The sequence below is a fragment of the Sphingobacteriales bacterium genome (genome assembly GCA_016700115.1).
In the GTDB taxonomy this organism is placed as follows: domain Bacteria; phylum Bacteroidota; class Bacteroidia; order Chitinophagales; family UBA2359; genus UBA2359.
Genome location: CP064999.1, coordinates 2,583,031 through 2,601,237, shown reverse-complemented (window position 1 = coordinate 2,601,237; position 18,207 = coordinate 2,583,031). Strand labels below are relative to the sequence as shown.

The window sequence follows — 18,207 nt, the reverse complement described above, 5'->3', positions numbered from 1 at the left end:
AGTTTTCTCTAATTTGTTATTTTTCCCTGAAATACTCATTTTTGATATAATTTAAACTCCTAAAAATAATCTGTCCATAAACCACAAATAACGTCAGTTTGGGTTGTGTTTATTTTAAATCCTATTCTGATTCCTTCAGTTCCTCTCCTGATTCCTTTTGAATGCCCAAAAAACCCGACCTATGAAATCAAAAAATGACTATGATCCTTATCAGTTATATGATGTGATTGAACCAAATTGTAATCCGATTCGCAGAAAAGTAAGAAAAGCTCAAAAACTAATTATTCAACCTTTAACAAACAATTTGCAAAATGAAAACATTTTTATCCATTTTGAAGTGGACGGGCATTGTGCTCGGCAGCTTAATTCTTCTGTTGGTCATTGCTGTTTACCTGAAATTTCCACCTAAATTAGATGCTCCTTATCCTGACATTACGGCGAGTACCGACAGTTCGGTGATTGCACATGGGAAGTACTTGGTTCATGGCCCTGCACATTGTGTTACCTGTCATTCGACCAATAATAGAAATGACCTGGGAAAATTGGGTGAAAATGTTTTTGCTTTCCCCCTTTCCGGAGGGTTGGATTTCAATATGCCGGGTGCTAAAATTTATTCGAAAAATCTAACTCCTGACAAAGAAACGGGAATTGGAAGATATAATGACCGGGAAGTAGCCCGTATGATACGACATGGAGTTAACGCAAAAAATGAAATCATGTTTCCGTTTATGTCTTTTGGAAATGTGAGTGATGAAGATTTAACTGCCATTATTTCCTATCTGCGATCGTTAGAGCCTGTAAAAAATGAGATACCCGATAGTGAACTCAATTTTATCATGAAGGGGTTGATGGCTTTTTTAATAGAGCCTTATGGGCCTAAAGGAGAAGTAGCCAAATCCGTTAAAAGGGATACAACGATTGAATATGGGAGTTATCTTGCCAATTCGATAGCTGCCTGTTATGATTGCCATACCAATTTCGACATGATGACCGGTAAGTTTATCGGTAAACCTTTTTCAGGTGGAGCTAAAACTCCGAGTGTCAATGAAGATCCCAATGTATGGGTGATGTCGCCAAACTTGACTCCTGACCCAAAAACCGGAAAAATAACGCAATGGCCGCAATCTCAGTTTGTTTCAAGGATGAAGGCCGGCAGATTGGTGAAAGAAAGTATCATGCCCTGGGAGTCCTTTAAAATTTTTGACGAAAAGGACCTGATTGCCATTTATAAATATCTGCAATCGCTGCCGCCTGTTTACAACGAAGTGAATGAAGTTGTGATTACCGAAAAATAGAAAGGTATTTCTAAAAATCAGCCCACTACAGCAGCCTGAATATCAGTCAATAACTGACGGGCTTCGGTCATGGTTTTGATTTGTTCAAACACAAGCATAAAACTCTCTTTGCTTTGCTTGAATACTGCCTGAGGCAAATTTTTATGAATATGCTGAATGATATTGAGAAAAACAGGCGATTGATAATAAGCCGAATTTTGATTTTGAACAAAGTAGCAACGTAGTTTGCGTCCTTTGAACAAAATGCGGTCGAAGCCTAATTTTTTTGCACACCAGCGAAGTCTTACGGCTTCAAACAACTCTTTGACCTCTTTTGGAGGAGCGCCAAAACGGTCTGAAAGTTCTGCTTTGAATTTTGCAAGTTCTTCTTCTGTTTCGACATTGTCCAAACGGGTGTAGAGGGCGAGCCGTTCGGGAGAACTGCTGACATAATCGTCAGGTATGAGCATATCGAGGTCGGTATCAATCTGACAATCCCCAATAAAAGACTGTTCGCGTTGGTTTTCCTCTTCGAACAGGTCTTTAAATTCGTTATGTTTCAGTTCGCGGATGGTTTCATCCAAAATTTTGTGATAGGTATCATAACCGATATCTGCAATAAACCCGCTTTGCTCTCCTCCCAGTAGATTTCCTGCACCACGGATGTCCAAATCGCGCATGGCAACCTGAAACCCACTACCCAGTTCTGAAAATTGTTCGATGGCTTTTAACCGCCTTCGGGCATCTTCGGGAAGGGTAAAAAGCGCAGGGCTGATCAGGTAGCAAAAAGCTTTCCGGTTAGAACGACCCACCCGGCCCCGCAACTGATGCAGGTCGCTGAGACCAAACCAATGTGCGTTGTTGATGATCATGGTATTAGCGTTGGGCACATCCAAACCGGCTTCGACGATATTGGTCGAAACCAACACATCGTATTTCCCCTCAATAAAGCTTAACATCCTTTCTTCCAACTGATCATTGTCCATTTGACCATGAGCCATTCCGACACTGACATCCGGACAAAGTTTCATAATCATATTGGCAACTTCGGCCAAATCTTTAACCCGGTTATGGACAAAAAACACTTGACCTCCCCGATAAACCTCATAGTTGACGGCTTCGCGGATTTTTACTTCATCAAACCCAATTACTTCTGTTTCAACAGGTTGTCTGTTTGGAGGTGCTGTGTTGATAACCGACAAATCTCTTGCCCCAAGCAGTGAAAACTGGAGCGTTCGTGGAATTGGAGTTGCAGTCAGGGTTAGGGTATCTACGTTAATTTTAAAATTGCGCAATTTTTCCTTTGCTGCTACGCCAAACTTTTGTTCTTCGTCAATAATTAGCAAGCCAAGGTCTTTAAATTTTACCTTGCCTCCTAAAATGGCATGGGTGCCAATCAGAATATCTATTTTCCCATCTGCCAGTTTTTGTAAGGTTTCTGTTTTTTGTTTGGAGGTTTTGAAGCGGTTTAGAAAATCTATGGTAGCCGGAAAATTTTTAAGCCGTTCCGTAAAAGTTTTAAAATGCTGAAGGGCTAAAATAGTAGTGGGCACCAAAATAGCGACTTGTTTGGAATCTGCAACGGCTTTGGCTGCTGCCCTGATAGCTACTTCAGTTTTACCAAATCCCACATCACCGCATACCAACCTGTCCATGGGGTAGGGTTTTTCCATGTCGCGTTTAACGTCCATCGTGCTTTTGAGTTGGTCAGGAGTATCTTCATAGATAAACGAAGCCTCCAACTCGGTTTGCAGGTAGGTATCGCGGTTAAACTGATATCCTTTGATTGCCTTTCTTTTGGCATAGAGTTTAATTAAATCCTGTGCAATATCTTTAATTTTCTGTTTCGCCTTGCGTTTGACATTTTCCCAGGCATCCGAACCAAGTTTGTTGATCTTTGGCGGGGTGCTGTCTTTACCCATGTATTTCGTCACTTTATGCAGGGAATTGATCCCAACATAAAGTAAATCGTTGTCTTTATATACAATCCGAATCACCTCCTGAACTTTTCCGGCCACTTCTATTTTGCTCAACCCCGAAAATACCCCTACCCCGTGGTCAATATGTGTAACATAATCTCCGGGTTGAAGAGAGCGAAGTAATTGAATGGTAATGGCTTTGTCCTTGCTATATCCTTGCTTGATATTGTATTTGTGGAAACGGTCAAAAATCTGATGATCGGTATAACAGACTAAATTCAGGTCGAGGTCTATAAACCCTTCGTGAATGGTAGTAACAAGCGGGTAGTATTTCAAATGAGCCTTCAAGTCAGTAAATATCTGGTCTAAACGGTTAACCTGTCTTGGGGTATCTACAAAAAGGAGGTTGGTAAAATTATTCGATTCGTTTTGTTTCAGGTCTTTAATCAACAAATCAAAGTTCTTGTTGAACGAGGGCTGAGGTTTAGAATGATATTCTAAAACTTCGGAATCTGCAAAAAGCCGTTCGCTACCAAACTCAACGATGGAAAACCCAAGTAAATCCTCTCTTAACTCCCTCGAACTGAGGAAATTTGAGGCTGGAGATTCGCCTTTAAACACTTCTTCGGCATCTACAATACCCTGATTCTGAAGATTTTCAATGGCTTGTAAGGCCTTGTCATAACAGATTTGGTTAATTTCCAACAGGGCCGGTAAATCCTTTACCCAAATTACTGTATTGGAGGGAATAATCTGAAACAGGGAGGTTTTTTCCTGACCTGTAAAATGGGTTTGGATGTTGGGGACAATAGTAACCTGTGCAAGTTTGCGAACAGAAAGTTGGGTGAGTGGGTCAAAAATCCGGATGGATTCCACCTCATCCCCAAAGAGTTCAATCCGGTATGGAAGGTCATTGCCAAAAGAATAGATATCTAAAATTCCTCCTCTGACCGAAAACTGACCGGGTTCATAAACAAAATCGGTTCGTTCAAAACCATAGGTAACCAATAATTCTATAATGAAATTGATATCGGCCAGTTCGTTGATTTTAAGAAAAATGGTGTTCTTATCCAACACTTTGGTATTGACTACTTTTTCAAAAAAAGCCTGCGGATAGGTTGCCAACAATTCACCGGTAGTGGCTGATGCATGGATTTTGCTCACTGTTTCGGTTCGAAGCAGTACATTGTTTTTGTTGACCTCTTCAATCGAGCCGGGTTTTTTAAAAGAATCCGGGAAAAAAAGCACCTCCTTTGACTGAAGCAGGTTTTTTAAGGTGTTCTGGAAATATGCAGCTTCTTCCTTATTATTAAGGATAAACAAGTGTGACTGTGGAGCAGCCCAATAAACACCTGCTGCCACAAATGCATCCTGAGAACCGGTTAGTCCGCTTAGATGAACCCGTGCGCCTGATAAAACCTGAACCCAGGAAACAAGTTGACGGGTTCGGGTATCTGTGCTGTATTGTTTAATCAGTTCTCGTAATTCCATGCCGAACGGCAAAGTTAACGTTTATTTGGAAATGCACCTCCCCATGCCTGAGTTAAACGATGAGGAGTAAAAGGCAGCAAAAAGCCGCAAACCTTCATTAAAAAGATTTGCGGCTGAAATTGTAGCGAGGACGGGAATTGAACCCGTGGCCTCCGGGTTATGAATCCGACGCTCTAACCATCTGAGCTACCTCGCCATTGACGGTGCAAAATTAGTGTTTTGCGACCACTAATTTACATTTATCGAGGTATAAATTCTAAATTATTGGTTTTAGTTCCTAAACCCAAGTATTAAAAGGCGATACCAAAGGTGATTTCAGTGTTAAATTCCAGATTTTTGAGTTTAATGGAAGACGGGTCGCTGCTCAGGTTGTTCAACACTTCGTTTTTGAACTGTGAAAAGCCAAGACTCGCCTCGCCGCCAATCCTTAATATCTTAAACAGGCGCAGATTTAAGCCGCCAAGCAAACTAAATCCTGCCTTTACACTTCCGTTGTCAATTTGATCTACGATATCATTCAAGTTGTTGCGGACATTGTCTTTACCATTAAATGTTAAAGGAACAAATACCCCTAAATAAGGCGAGAGAATACCGGTACCGAAATGTTTTTCAAGACCAAGGTAGGTGGTAATGCTTTCGCGTTTAACATCGTAATTGGTTACTAAAGAATCTCCAAACTGATAGGTAAGTTTATCGAGGCCGGCACCTAAACGAAAAGCCCATTGATTTTTGTCAAAAATACGAAGGTTGACCGAAAAAGAAGTCTCTCCTTTGTAGTTGACCTCTGTGCTGTCTAACCCTTCTACCTTTTCGATACCAAAGGCTTTAATATTTCCAATGATACTGACGCGTTGTTGTGCAAACACCTGTTGACTAAATCCAACCATGAAGGCAATCATTACTGACAAGATAGTGCCGTAAGTTAACTTCTTTACTGTGTTCATGAGAATTAATTTGGTAAGTGATGGAATAGATAATCCTTTTACGATCATTTTCGTTGATTGATGCCTTTATTAAATAAGGCAATAACCCGTATTTCATTGCATATTCATAGTATAAAAAGTTATGCAAAGGTAATTAGACTATTTTTATCTGCAATGTTTAATCAACCGGCAAATTAATCAGTTCGGGGGTTTATAAAGCAGCTTTAACAGAAAAATATCTGCTTTTTTTGTACTTTTGCGGGTTTGCTGAAACCGATACTCAATCGGTTTGACTGCCTTGACCGGAATCCTTTTATTCAATTTACAGCATGTCCATTACCATATTAGCCATAGAATCCTCGTGCGACGACACCGCGGCTGCCGTAATACAAGACGGAAAATTGCTGAGCAATGTGGTCGCAGGACAAAAAGTACATGAAGATTATGGCGGTGTGGTTCCGGAACTTGCATCCCGGGCACATCAACAACATATTGTGCCGGTTGTCCATCAGGCTTTGAAAGAAGCAGGTGTTGATAAACACGACCTGAATGCCATAGCATTTACTGTAGGTCCCGGTCTAATCGGATCTTTGTTTGTCGGGTCAAGTTTTGCTAAAGCATTAGCCCTTGGTTTAGACATCCCCCTCATAGCCGTCAACCACATGCGTGCCCATGTCCTGGCACATTTTATTGAAGAACCTACTCCAAAATTTCCCTTTCTATGCCTGACTGTTTCTGGCGGACATACTCAAATTGTTAAGGTAACAGATTTCAGAACGATGGAAATAATCGGTGAAACTTCAGACGATGCTGCAGGCGAGGCATTTGATAAAACTGCCAAACTATTAGGTCTCCCCTATCCCGGAGGACCTTTGATTGACCAATTGGCACAAAAAGGCAATCCCGATGCCTTTAAATTTCCGGATTCCAAAACTTCAGAACCTTTCGGTTTCAGTTTTAGCGGAATCAAAACTTCGGTCATGTATTTTTTGCAGAAGCAAACTAAAGCAAATCCCGATTTTATTGCCGAAAACCTGCACGACATTTGCGCTTCAGTACAAAAAACCATTGTCGGTACATTGTTGAAAAAGTTTTACCTCGCAGCTAAAGAGCTTCAAATAACTGAACTTGCCATTGCAGGAGGTGTATCTGCAAATTCAGCATTAAGAAACGAGTTTGAAAAGTTGGGGGTTCGCAATAACCTGAAAACCTATATTCCCAAGTTTGAGTATTGCACTGATAATGCCGGCATGATTGCCATGGCAGCCTGGTATCAGTATTTAGACCGCGACTTTGTTTCACAGTCGGCTGTTCCACAAGCCCGGTTTCCTATCAATGAGGTCTAAAACAACGAAAGAAGGTGTATTTTCCGTTTGCAGCTAACTATTCCATAAATTGATAATCGGTTGTGGCAGCTTGTTTTTTATCAGATAGTTTGAGAATACAACCAATATCCTGTACCTTCGCTTTTTGATAACTCCATCATTACAACCATTAAACTTCACCGGCAAGCATCATGAAATCAATACTGTACACATTGTTAGCAGTCTTTTTTACCCCTTTACTGCTATCGGGGCAGGAAAGCATCACGGTCAGCGGAACTGTTACAGATGCTCAAACCAAAGAACCTCTTATTGGAGCTACCATCACGGTTCAGGATACTGCTATCGGAACAACAACCGACATCTATGGCAACTATCAGCTTACGGTTAAGAAACTGAGCACGCTAAGGTATAGTTTTGTTGGATATGAAGACCAAACTGCCGTTGCGGGAGGGAGTATTGCCATATATATTGCGCTAAAACCGAGCGAACTCGGCTTGAACCCTGTGGTTGTCAGTGCTTCGCGAAGACGAGAAAAACTGCTCGATGCGCCTGCATCTATCTCGCTTATTGAAGCCAAAACCGTTAAAACTCAGGTAGCTGTAACAACCACGGATTTGGTAAACAATGTACCCGGAGTAGATGTAATGAAAACCGGTATTCAGGGTGCAAATGTCGTAGTGCGGGGATTTAATAGTTTGTTTTCAAACGATCTGATGGTATTGGTTGACAACCGGATTGCCGGAATACCCTCATTGCGTGCCAATTCTTTGCAAATGATTCCCAATGCCAATGAAGATATAGAGCGGATTGAAATATTAAGAGGACCTGCATCGGCAGTTTACGGGCCAAACAGCATCAACGGAGTCATGCACCTGATTACCAAATCTCCGATTGACGAACAGGGAACCCGCATTCAAGCAGGAATTGGATTGCGCTCTTATATGTCTGATACCTTGCCTGTTGTTTCTGCCGAAAACCCAAAATTCGATTCTAAAAATTTTGGAGACCGGATGGCCTGGAGCTATGGGTTAAGGCATGCTTCTGTCATTAAATCGAAAAACGAAAGCCTGAAAATGGGGTATAAAATTTCGGGCAATTATTTTAACGGAAACGATTGGAAATACAAAGACCCAAACGAACCCGATTCTATTATTCAGGGCATTCAAAACCCAAACGGCAGAATTGAATTATTGGAAAATGGTCAGCAAATACCCTCTGATTCAGTGGCTGCCGGTGTTAGGGGAGATTATGTGGACAATACCCGTAACGAGGAAATCAGCAGATATAATTTAGATGGAAGATTCGATTTGCGATTTAAAAAAACAGGTGAAGTTGTGCTTGCCGGCGGATGGAACAAAGTCTCCGACCTGTCTTTTACCCCACTGGGAGCTTTGCAAAACATCGGATGGCAATATTGGTATGCCCAAACCCGATTGCGCTATCGCAACTTGTTTGCTCAGTTTTATGTCAACGGAAGTCATTCCGGCGATAGTTATTTTCTGCAAACAGGCGACCGCTCTATAGAAAAATCTAAACTTTGGGCAGCCCAAATTCAACACAGCGCTTCTTTATTAAGCAGTCTTAAACTAATTTACGGAATAGATGCTTTCTGGACCCGACCAAATACCGAAGGCTCTATTAACGGAAGATTCGAAAACAAAGACAATATAAACGAATACGGTGCATACTTGCAGGCAGATTACAGAATCACCGCAAAACTCAACTTGACTGCTGCGCTTCGTTCTGACTATCACAGTGTGATGGAAAAAATTTTCCTCTCTCCGAGAGCTGCCCTGCAATATAAACCTAATGCTGCCCATGCGTTCAGGGCAACGGTGAACCGCGCTTTTAAAACACCCGGAGCCGGCGCATTGTTTATTGACATCCTTCAAAGCAGGCTGCCCACCGATATAACCGTCAGAGGAATTGGGAATACCGACGGATTTAACTATAGTTTTGCCCCAAATCCATTGTACGAAAACCAAAATCTCGCACAATTCAGAACTTCCTATGGAAATCAAAATCAATATTACAATGTGGGGGATCAAAGCATTAACAATGCAGCATGGAACGGCGCTTTGGACATAATATTCAGCGGCATTCAGCAACAGTTGAGTCAAGACAGTCTGTTGGCTCAGTTTGCCGATTTGGTCAATTTGGCGGTCGGACTCATTTTGCCCGATACATTGGGAAATGTAGGGCATGTAGTCAATGACCTCAATCTGAGTACCCGAACATTTTCACCTTCTGAGTGGAAAAACCTGAAAAACATCAGACCCATGCATAACGCCGCAGTAACAACTTATGAGTTGGGTTACAAGGGGTTGTTGGGAAAACAACTGTTTTTTACGATAGATGCCTACAGGTCAGTGTTTAACAATTACATCTCCCCTGCAACACTCATCACTCCGGTCCTCATGTTTAATGCTGATGATTTGTCCAACTACTTAGCGCCGATTGTGGCTTATAATCTCGAAAACTCTCCCTCTCCTGCCCTGAACGCCGCTTTGGTTACCATTTTAGATGACCCCGACCGGGAATTTTACGGATTGAGAGGGAACGGCAACGGCAGGGCAGATGATGAAGTGGTAGCGATTATGAGTTATGCCGCTTCACAATTGCCAATCGGAGCAATCAGTCCTGACAATACAGACGGAGCAACTATGGTGATTGCAACCCGAAACATTGGTGAACTAACTGTGAGCGGGATAGATTTTTCGGCAGCCATCTATCTATCAAAAGAACTAAAATTCAGTGGCTCTTATTCTTTTGTTGACAAAGATTCCATTCGGGTACCTGATGCACCTTACGGTTTTATTGCATTAAATGCTCCAAGACACAAATTCCGGGTAGCTGCCGATTATGCTTTACCCAAATCCGGGCTGACTTTTGGTGTTCAATTCAGATGGCAGGACGGTTTCCCTGCAAACTCGGGTTCCTATATCGGCTATGTCAATGCCCGAAGTGATTTGGACCTTCATTTTGCCTGGACACCCACTTTCTACCCAAAATTAGACCTCACCCTGTCAGTTCAAAATGTTTACAACAATAACACCCCTTACTTTGTAGGAACTCCGAATATCGGGCGATTCAGTATGTTTCGTATTGCTCATTCGCTTTGATTATTCCGAAAGAATCATCTAATCCATTTATTTACCTATTTTTGTACATCCTTTCATCATCAGCGCACTTTAACTTATGAAAAAAATCTTACTTTTTGTTTTGTTGGCTGCCGGAGTTACTTTCTTTCAATCATCCGGCCTTTTCGCCCAATGTGGCGACCGATACCTTTTGCCCATTTTCAGCAATGTAACGGTTGTTAATAATGTTCAGTACGGCAGCAATGTAACTGTTGAAGGAACAACTAAAATTTTGCAGTTCGACTTTTACGAACCTCAGGGGGATGATTTTGAAATGCGCCCCCTGATAATTCTGGCACATGGAGGCACATTTGTTGCCGGAGATGAAAACAGCCCCGACATCGTTTACCTGTGTCAGGAACTTGCAAAAAGAGGTTATGCCTGTGCTTCTATCAATTACCGGCTTCTGCCCTATGCGACGGCCATTGCTTCTTTGTTTAACGGTCAAATCCAATCAGTCTTTTTTGACGAAGTCGCTAAAGCCGTAACCGACATGCGTGCTGCTATCCGATATTTCCGTCAGGATGCTGCTACCACTAATGCGTATCGCATTGACCCCAATCAGATTTTTATCGGCGGTGCATCAGCCGGAGCAATAACCGCAGTTCATGCCGCCTATCTGACATCTGAAACAGATTTTGACGGTTATACCTTAACCGGAGGATTGACCCCTATGGATCATATCAACAACAATGGTGGATTTGAGGGCAACAGCGGAAATCCCGGCTATTCTTCATCGGTCATCGGATTGATAAACCTTTGCGGAGCAATCGGCAGTATCAATTTTATGCAGGCAGGTGAAACTCCAGTGGTCAGCCTTCACGGTACAACCGACAGCGTTGTGCCTTATGGAACAGGTAGCGCCAATGCCTTTGGAGTACCGGTAATTACGGTTGACGGAAGTCAGGTTATGCACCAACGCGCCGACCTGCTCAATATACCCAACGCCCTGTTAAGTTTTCCCGGCGAAGATCACATGGCGCACGACAGCCAGACAAACCGCCCTGCTTCATTGGCTTTTATCACCGAATTTTTGTATGACCTTGTTGATTGTTCGTCTCAATCGGTTGGAATAGAACAAAATACAACACAACAACTTCAACCCGACATTGTGCTATATCCTAACCCGGCAAGCAGCAATACCGAAGTAACGTTATCCTTTAGCAATTTTGATGCTCCCAATGTTACTGTCCAGTTGTTTTCCCTTTTAGGACAAAAAGTTTTAGAGTTTACAGCCCCCTCTAATACCTTTGTTTCCTTGAACCTCTCTAAGCTTTCTGCAGGAATGTATCAGGTTATGGTTTCAGATGGAGTTAAAATGTCTGTTAAAAAACTCAGCATCGTTAAATAATCTTCCATAATATTTTAATAACAACGTGCAAATAAAACTCCGGCAGGGTTCAAAACAGTCCCTGCCGGAGTTTTGTATTTTAGGAATGCCAATCAGATACTTCAGCCAATTCTGAAACATTGATTACCTTTGCACCTGAATTTTTAAGGTCTCGTAGTTCAACGGATAGAATAAGAGTTTCCTAAACTTTCGATCCGGGTTCGATTCCCGGCGAGACCACTTTTACTTATTCCCGCCATTATTTTTTTTCAGCCTGAATCCCCTTTTAGGCTTTTAAGCCAAATTGTAAAGGAAAAAATGTTAAATAGAAAGATTTTTAAGTTGAATTTAGCCTTTAAAATTGACTTTTTAGAGAATAAAATGAACATTTTGTTGAGGAAAATAGCAATTGTTTCCCTTACAATGTCAATTTAAACAAAGGAAATTAACATTAAAAACATCAAAAAGTCAATTTTAAAAGAAAAAATCGCAATTTAAACGATAAAAAAATCAATTAAAACTTGTAAAATGGATTTAGAAAAGATTTTTGAAGTAAGAAATGGTTCAAATCTTGTTTCAAAAATCTTTTCAATTGACATTATTTTTGGTCAAAATTTCTGTTCGGCTTCCAAAGAAATATTTTAATATTGGTGTTTACCGGCAGTCCAGCCTCGTTTTGACAAAAACTTTTCGCCGGATTCAACAGCTCCATTTTCGATTTGGGTTCCCATCGAGTCATTCCATCGGTTTAAAAATCCAAACAAAGCAATGACTCCGAGTATTTCGACAATTTCTCCATCATCCCAAAATTGTCTTAATTTTTCAGCAATTGAATCATCCACTGAATTAAAAGTGGTGGAACATGCCAGGGCAAAATCTAAGGCAGCCCTTTCAGGTTCGGTAAAAGCCGGATGGGTTTTAAATTCCCATATATTTTCAAGCTTTTCAGTTTCAGCTCCATATCTTTCAGCCGCTCTGATGGTATGCGCCTGACAGTATCTGCATCCTGCTGTATAACTGCTGATATATCCAATCAGTCTCTTCAGCGCACTGCTAACTCTTCCTCTATTTTCCATAACAGCCTTGTTGAGCGCAATAAAAGCATAAGCTATATGAGGGCGATGGTACATAGTTTTAACACTATTGGGACAAAATCCTAAAGTTTCGTTAAAAAAGGAAATCAATTTTTGGAACTCATTATCTTCTAATTCAGGAGCCGGGTAAACTAATGGCCTTTGCATTTAGCATTTGGGTTTATAATTTTTCTTAAAATACTCTAATTCACTGAAATTTTTTGGTTGATAACTGAATGACCTGATGTCATAAATTATGGTTAACCGGTTCTTCCCTCTACTACATCATCAAATTTGGTATCAACAGGCTCCCACAATTCGATTTTATTCCCCTCTAAATCAACTAAATGCACAAACTTTCCGTAATCATAGGTTTCGATGGGGCCAAGCACCTCAACTCCTTCATTTTTTAACTGTTCGACAAGGGCTTCGATATTTTCAACGCGGTAATTGATCATAAAATCCTTGGTTGACGGATCGAAATATTTTGTTTTATCCGAAAAAGGGCTCCATTGAGTATATCCTTTTTGATTGGGGTCATCTTCTTGTCGCCATTCAAATGTAGTACCCCATTGGTCCGTATTTAAACCTAAATGTGTTTTATACCAATCCTTTAATGCTTCGGGATCTTTACATTTAAAGAAAACGCCGCCTATTCCGGTTACTTTTTTCATGATATTTCAATTAAATTGTTTGATAAAAAATTTTTAAGAGAATACTTAGCTACCTGTAAAGCCATCAATGAATGTTTTCCGGATTAATTTATTGCTAACATGCCATTCAATTATTAGGCTGTTTGTTTCAACAAAAATAGTTTAACTGCTTAATTTAAGGCTAATTATAGAACAAATTATTCTTTGGGGCGACTAAACCCGGATATTCTGCCGTTAAATCGTCAATACGAGTGATTGAATTTTAAGAAATTTAAGTAGAAGTATGCTCAGAGTAAACCGAAAACAAGAACGAGTGTACCACTTTAATAAGAAGAAAAATTAGGCCTCTGAATGTCAAAACACTACCTTTGTATTTATTGACCCGAAACGTAATAAGTTGTAAATGATGATTCGGTTTAGTTTTCCACTCTTTTTAGGAGTTTTGGTAACCTTGCTTTTCATTCTGATTGCGGTCAGATATTTTGTTTTCAACCCACTAAAAATGGAAACCGTATCCAGTCAGGATTCAAGCATCTTGTTGGAGCGCATTAACAAAGTGTATAAAATGGTGTTGGTAGAAGGCGAGTTTACCGAATTGTTGTCTCACAGGGACTATTACGGCTACGATTTGCCAGGTTTCCGCAAAAAAGCCATCATCAAAATACAGGCAAAAGTTTTGGCAGGCTACAATTTAGACAGCTTGAAAATTGTAGTGGATGAAACCAACAAAGTATTGAAATTGCAAAAATGGCCTTCGCCCGAAATTCTTGCCATTGACTCCGACATCAGTTATTATGATATTGACAATGGTTGGTTTAACAGTTTTACACCCGAAGAACTGACAAAGCTGACCCGCGATGGAAAGGATTTAATCAGAAAAAAAGCAGAAGAAAGCACGTTGTTGCCAACCGCCGAAAAACAGGCAATTCAAATGTTGGAAATGATTCAGTTGCTTGCCGAAAGTTCAGGATACCGGGTAGAAATTGACCCAAAATTGCCGGTTAACCGTAGAAATTCATCAGAAAAGCCGACTTCAACCGAAGTGCCTATTCAAATTATCCATCCCATCGAGCCTTCAAAAACTGCGGTTGAACAAGAAAGCGGGAATTGATTTATAGAGGGCAAAGAATAGTTAGCTAAACAGGTATAAAACATCTGACTTGGTAAGGCTTTTGATAAACCCTTTATCAGTGCCAATCAGGTCGGCAGCAAGTGTCTTCTTTTTAAGTTGAAGCGCCAGAATTTTCTCTTCCACAGTGTCTTTACAAATCATTTTATAGGCAAACACATGATTGGTTTGACCTATGCGGTGGGTGCGGTCAATGGCTTGTTGTTCAACTGCCGGATTCCACCATGGATCTACAAGAAACACATAATCGGCTGCTGTGAGGTTAAGACCGGTACCTCCTGCTTTAAGGCTGATTAAAAACACTCTGCAATCGGGGTTAGTCTGAAACAGACGAACAGCTTCTTCCCGTCCGGCAGGAGTTGTTGCGCCGGTCAGATACGTAAAGCCGATATGCCGTTTTTGAAGTTGGTTTCTGATCAGTGATAACATGCCTAAAAACTGTGAAAACACGAGGATTTTGTGTTTGCCGGTATGCTCTGAAATATGTTCCAGCAATTCGGTCAATTTTACCGATTCGGCTCCATAATCTTCAGAATCTTTCAACAGTTCCGGAGAGTCGCAGATTTGGCGCAGTTTCATCAAACCTTCCAAAATGTAAATTCCTGCACGCGAAATCCCGTCACTGTCAATTTTCTCTAAAATTTTATCGCGATATCTGTCTTTAAATGCTTCATACACTTTGCGTTGCTTGCTGCCCATCTGACAATAAAGAATGGTTTCTGTTTTTTCAGGAAGTTCCTGCGCCACCACTTCTTTGGTACGTCTCAATATGAAAGGATGGACAATTCGTTTCAATTCATCAATTCTATCTGCGTCGTTCTGTTTGTCAATGGGGTTGGAATATTGTTCCTTGAAAAAATCAATACTGCCCAACATTCCGGGGTTCAAAAAATTGAGTTGCGCAAACAAGTCAAAGGTATTATTTTCAATCGGAGTGCCTGTCATGGCAATTCTGTTTCGGGCTTTCAGAAGCATTGCCGACTTGTATCGTTTGGTTTCCGGGTTTTTTATTGCCTGCGATTCGTCCAAAATCAGATAGTTAAAGGTAAAATCCATAAACTTTTCAATATCGGATGCCAAAGTACCGTAAGTAGTCAACACAATATCGAAACCTTCGAAAACGGGAAGGTCTATTTTAAATCTGTCTGTACCATGATAGCGAAGAACCTTCAATCCGGGGCAAAACTTTTCTACTTCTGCTTCCCAGTTAAAAATGAGCGAAGTTGGAACCACAACCAGATTGGTTGAATGTTGTCCAATGCTTTTCAAGTGCTGCAAAAAAGTCAGAACCTGAAGTGTTTTACCCAAACCCATATCATCTGCCAAACACCCCCCCCAACTAAATTCGTGAAGAAAATTGAGCCAATTAAAGCCGGCCTTTTGATAAGGGCGAAGCTCGGCACTGACTTCGGCAGGTATGGTTATTTGTTGAATTTGGTTAAAATTTTTTAGTTTTTCTTTTTTCTCCCGCAGTTCTTCCAACACAGATTCCTGATCAATGTCCTGGTAAAGTTCGTCTATAACTGAAAAGTGAAGTTTTGATATTTTAATTTCATTTTTACCTTTTACATCTCCCATTTTAAAAATGGCAGCATATCTTTTTATCCATTCTTCGGGTAAAATGCCAAGGGTTCCATCACTCAGTTTAACAAAATTTTCTTTTCTGATAATGGATTTCTGAACCTCTTTGAGCGATACGCTCAATTCACCAAATTGTATTTCGGCATGAATATCAAACCAATCAATCCCTGATCTGATGCTGAACGATAGCGTAGGTTTGTTTACGTTGTATTTAAATTTTGTTAGCGATTTTAAACCAAATATTTCAACCCCTTTGTTTTTCAACGTTTCGATTGCGTTTAAAATCCATCCGTTGACCATGACTTCCTCAAAACTGAGATAAAAAAACAAGCCGTTCGTATCGGCATACTGATCAATGAAATTGGGGTGGAGATGCAACATCAACTCTTTCAAATGTTGTTCAAAATCACCGTCTCTATGCAACCTGAATGTGTCAATATCGGTTGAATAGACTAAAACAGTCTCGTCATCCAATTCTACCTGAACGTCTCCATAATCAACAATTGGTTGTAAAATGAGATAATCTTCATTTTCTTTCAAATAAAGTTGAGCCTGGGGTGTTGCAGTTTTATCTTTCAGTTCAAATTCAGTCAATTTGTTTTCTACCTCAAAATAGCTTTGAAGTGGGGCAATTACATTAGCAAACAAACTTGGGTAAGCACTTTTTTTAACTTTTATCAACGGTTGCTTGATGAATGTTTTAAAAATTTCAGGTTGATCCCGGTCATCTATGATCATCAGTTTGCGTTGAGAAATCAAAAGAAAATTGGCTACCGTTTTTACATCGTTAATTGGAATTATTTCATGTCCAACATGAAGCCGGGCTTGAAGCTCAATAAAATCGTTGTTTTCGCAGACCAAAAAAGACATCACTGCCTTGTCGGACATTAGGGTAATTTCTTCCAGTAAATGTTTTACAATTCCGGCATATTCCGAGTTATTGAGATAAGCCCGTTTGCCCTGCATCAGCATAAACAATTCTTCCAGATTTTTTTTTACGTAGTTTTGCAGGAAATCATGTTGCTCTTTTGTCAGTCCTTTTTCTGAAAACATGGTTGAATTTTGGCCCCAAAAAGTATAAGTATTCACCTTCAGTTTTTTTGCTGCCAAATTCAAAATACTTTCAGCACTGATTTCCTGACATATTTGAATGAGACGAATGTCTTTCTCATCCAAAACAGGCATGTTTCTTAACTCCAGGTTTCCGGAAACATTGTACATAGAACTGATATGGGATATTAATCTATCACCATTCGGGCCGATTTTACCGGTTATTGGAGTCAGTCCAAAATAAGGATATTTCATGTTTGCCGTTCTTAAATCAAACACATACCCTATTCCAAATTTGTCCGGTTCGGGAAAACGCAGATCTTTTTCGCCTTTGTTTAGTGGATTTAGGGCAGCCTTAACCGGAAGTTCAATTTTTTTTAAATGAGGCGACAGATTGTTTTTATTTTGAGTTAAAACAGGGATTTCTTTCAATTTAATCAAAGATTTGTCGAGGACTTTCATCTTTAGATTTTCATTATCAAAGAAAAAACTAAACTTCCCTGTCAGGTCATCCTCGAGCGAAAATCCGTAATCTGCCAAAAGTTTGTTTTTTCGCTCCGTCCAATCTTTCATGTGCTCAAAAGCATACGGACCTTTTGAATAATAAAGTTGCATAAACACCACCGCCCGATGCAGACAAAGGGTATTTTGGGATTCTATGCAGTTGCAGGAAGTTGCGTATTGTTGGTCTGATATTTTTTGAATGGTGATGTTAAACAATTCATTTTTGTAACTCAATGAAGCAGATACAGTTTGGTTGATTTCCATTTCAATTTTTGCCCGCAACCCGTAAGCCAGTTGACGTACTTTGATCCAATCGTCTTTTGAAATATAACGCTTTAGAATCTTCTCATCAATCGCTGACATATTTAACAATACATTGCCTTCTTTGTATATTTCTGCCTTTTCAGCGACATTGGATTTAAATGTTAAAAGCCTAACTCCCAAATCCATTAAAGCAGCCACCCCATGTTTGCATACAAGTTGGGTGTCTGCGGCTAAACAGTTACAATTCACTTCTATCTCATCCGGATTCAAAAAATTCTTTATGACTACCTTATAGTTTTTATTGAAAAATGAATCGCTTTCAACACTATAGGTTGCCGTGTAATTTGTAGAATCAAACTTTTTAAGTGTGAATGAATTGGATTCATAAATACGTCTGCCTTTATCAAAGGTTTTCTTATCGGCAAAACTTGAGATAAAATCTAAAATTGTTTTATGAAAGATTTGCTCCATCATTGCTTGATTCTATTGGCTTTTCTAAAAATAAAACTTGGTTTGCGAAAAAACAAACCACAAAGGTAAGAATAAGCTCT

10 protein-coding genes and 2 tRNA genes are annotated in these 18,207 nt (G+C 40.2%); 6 read left to right on the top strand and 6 right to left on the bottom strand.

From position 1 onward, the window contains the following. Positions 1-311 precede the first annotated feature (311 nt). On the top strand, positions 312-1,295 hold the full coding sequence (locus tag IPM47_09285; GenBank protein ID QQS31085.1) for a c-type cytochrome: 984 nt from the start codon (positions 312-314) through the stop codon (positions 1,293-1,295). A 17-nt stretch (positions 1,296-1,312) separates the two neighbouring features. Here the strand turns inward: IPM47_09285 and mfd are convergent, their stop codons facing one another. The 3 genes from mfd to IPM47_09270 form a co-directional block, all read right to left on the bottom strand. Beyond that, positions 1,313-4,684: a transcription-repair coupling factor gene (mfd, locus tag IPM47_09280; GenBank protein QQS31084.1), complete on the bottom strand. Its 3,372-nt coding sequence runs from the start codon at positions 4,682-4,684 to the stop codon at positions 1,313-1,315. Between the two features lie 122 nt (positions 4,685-4,806). Beyond that, positions 4,807-4,880: transfer RNA gene (locus IPM47_09275), tRNA-Met, on the bottom strand. Positions 4,881-4,974: 94 nt separating this feature from the next. Then, positions 4,975-5,628 carry a hypothetical protein gene (locus IPM47_09270; GenBank protein ID QQS31083.1) on the bottom strand — a complete coding sequence of 218 codons (654 nt, stop codon included), beginning with the start codon at positions 5,626-5,628 and terminating at the stop codon, positions 4,975-4,977. Between the two features lie 308 nt (positions 5,629-5,936). Between IPM47_09270 and tsaD the strand changes: the two genes are divergently transcribed. From tsaD to IPM47_09250, 4 genes are all read left to right on the top strand, one after another. Then, positions 5,937-6,953 (top strand): tRNA (adenosine(37)-N6)-threonylcarbamoyltransferase complex transferase subunit TsaD, encoded by a 1,017-nt coding sequence (gene tsaD / locus IPM47_09265; GenBank protein QQS31082.1) that lies wholly within the window; start codon positions 5,937-5,939, stop codon positions 6,951-6,953. 170 nt (positions 6,954-7,123) lie between these two features. Beyond that, positions 7,124-10,054 (top strand): TonB-dependent receptor, encoded by a 2,931-nt coding sequence (locus tag IPM47_09260; protein ID QQS31081.1) that lies wholly within the window; start codon positions 7,124-7,126, stop codon positions 10,052-10,054. A 76-nt stretch (positions 10,055-10,130) separates the two neighbouring features. Further along, positions 10,131-11,423: a T9SS type A sorting domain-containing protein gene (locus IPM47_09255; protein QQS31080.1), complete on the top strand. Its 1,293-nt coding sequence runs from the start codon at positions 10,131-10,133 to the stop codon at positions 11,421-11,423. 147 nt (positions 11,424-11,570) lie between these two features. Next, positions 11,571-11,642, top strand: a tRNA-Arg gene (locus tag IPM47_09250). A gap of 401 nt (positions 11,643-12,043) precedes the next feature. Here IPM47_09250 and IPM47_09245 read toward each other — a convergent pair. Together IPM47_09245 and IPM47_09240 are read right to left on the bottom strand one after the other, a co-directional pair. Continuing rightward, complete coding sequence (locus IPM47_09245; protein QQS31079.1) at positions 12,044-12,643, bottom strand: carboxymuconolactone decarboxylase family protein; 600 nt, start codon at positions 12,641-12,643, stop codon at positions 12,044-12,046. 92 nt (positions 12,644-12,735) lie between these two features. Further along, complete coding sequence (locus IPM47_09240) at positions 12,736-13,149, bottom strand: VOC family protein (protein ID QQS31078.1); 414 nt, start codon at positions 13,147-13,149, stop codon at positions 12,736-12,738. A 481-nt stretch (positions 13,150-13,630) separates the two neighbouring features. On the opposite strand from IPM47_09240, the gene IPM47_09235 reads away from it, so the two are divergent. Beyond that, on the top strand, positions 13,631-14,239 hold the full coding sequence (locus tag IPM47_09235; protein QQS31077.1) for a DUF4230 domain-containing protein: 609 nt from the start codon (positions 13,631-13,633) through the stop codon (positions 14,237-14,239). A gap of 21 nt (positions 14,240-14,260) precedes the next feature. On the opposite strand, the gene IPM47_09230 is transcribed toward IPM47_09235, so the two are convergent. After that, a complete protein-coding gene (locus IPM47_09230) occupies positions 14,261-18,130 on the bottom strand; it encodes a DEAD/DEAH box helicase (protein QQS31076.1) in 3,870 nt (1,289 codons plus the stop codon). Positions 18,131-18,207 lie beyond the last annotated feature (77 nt).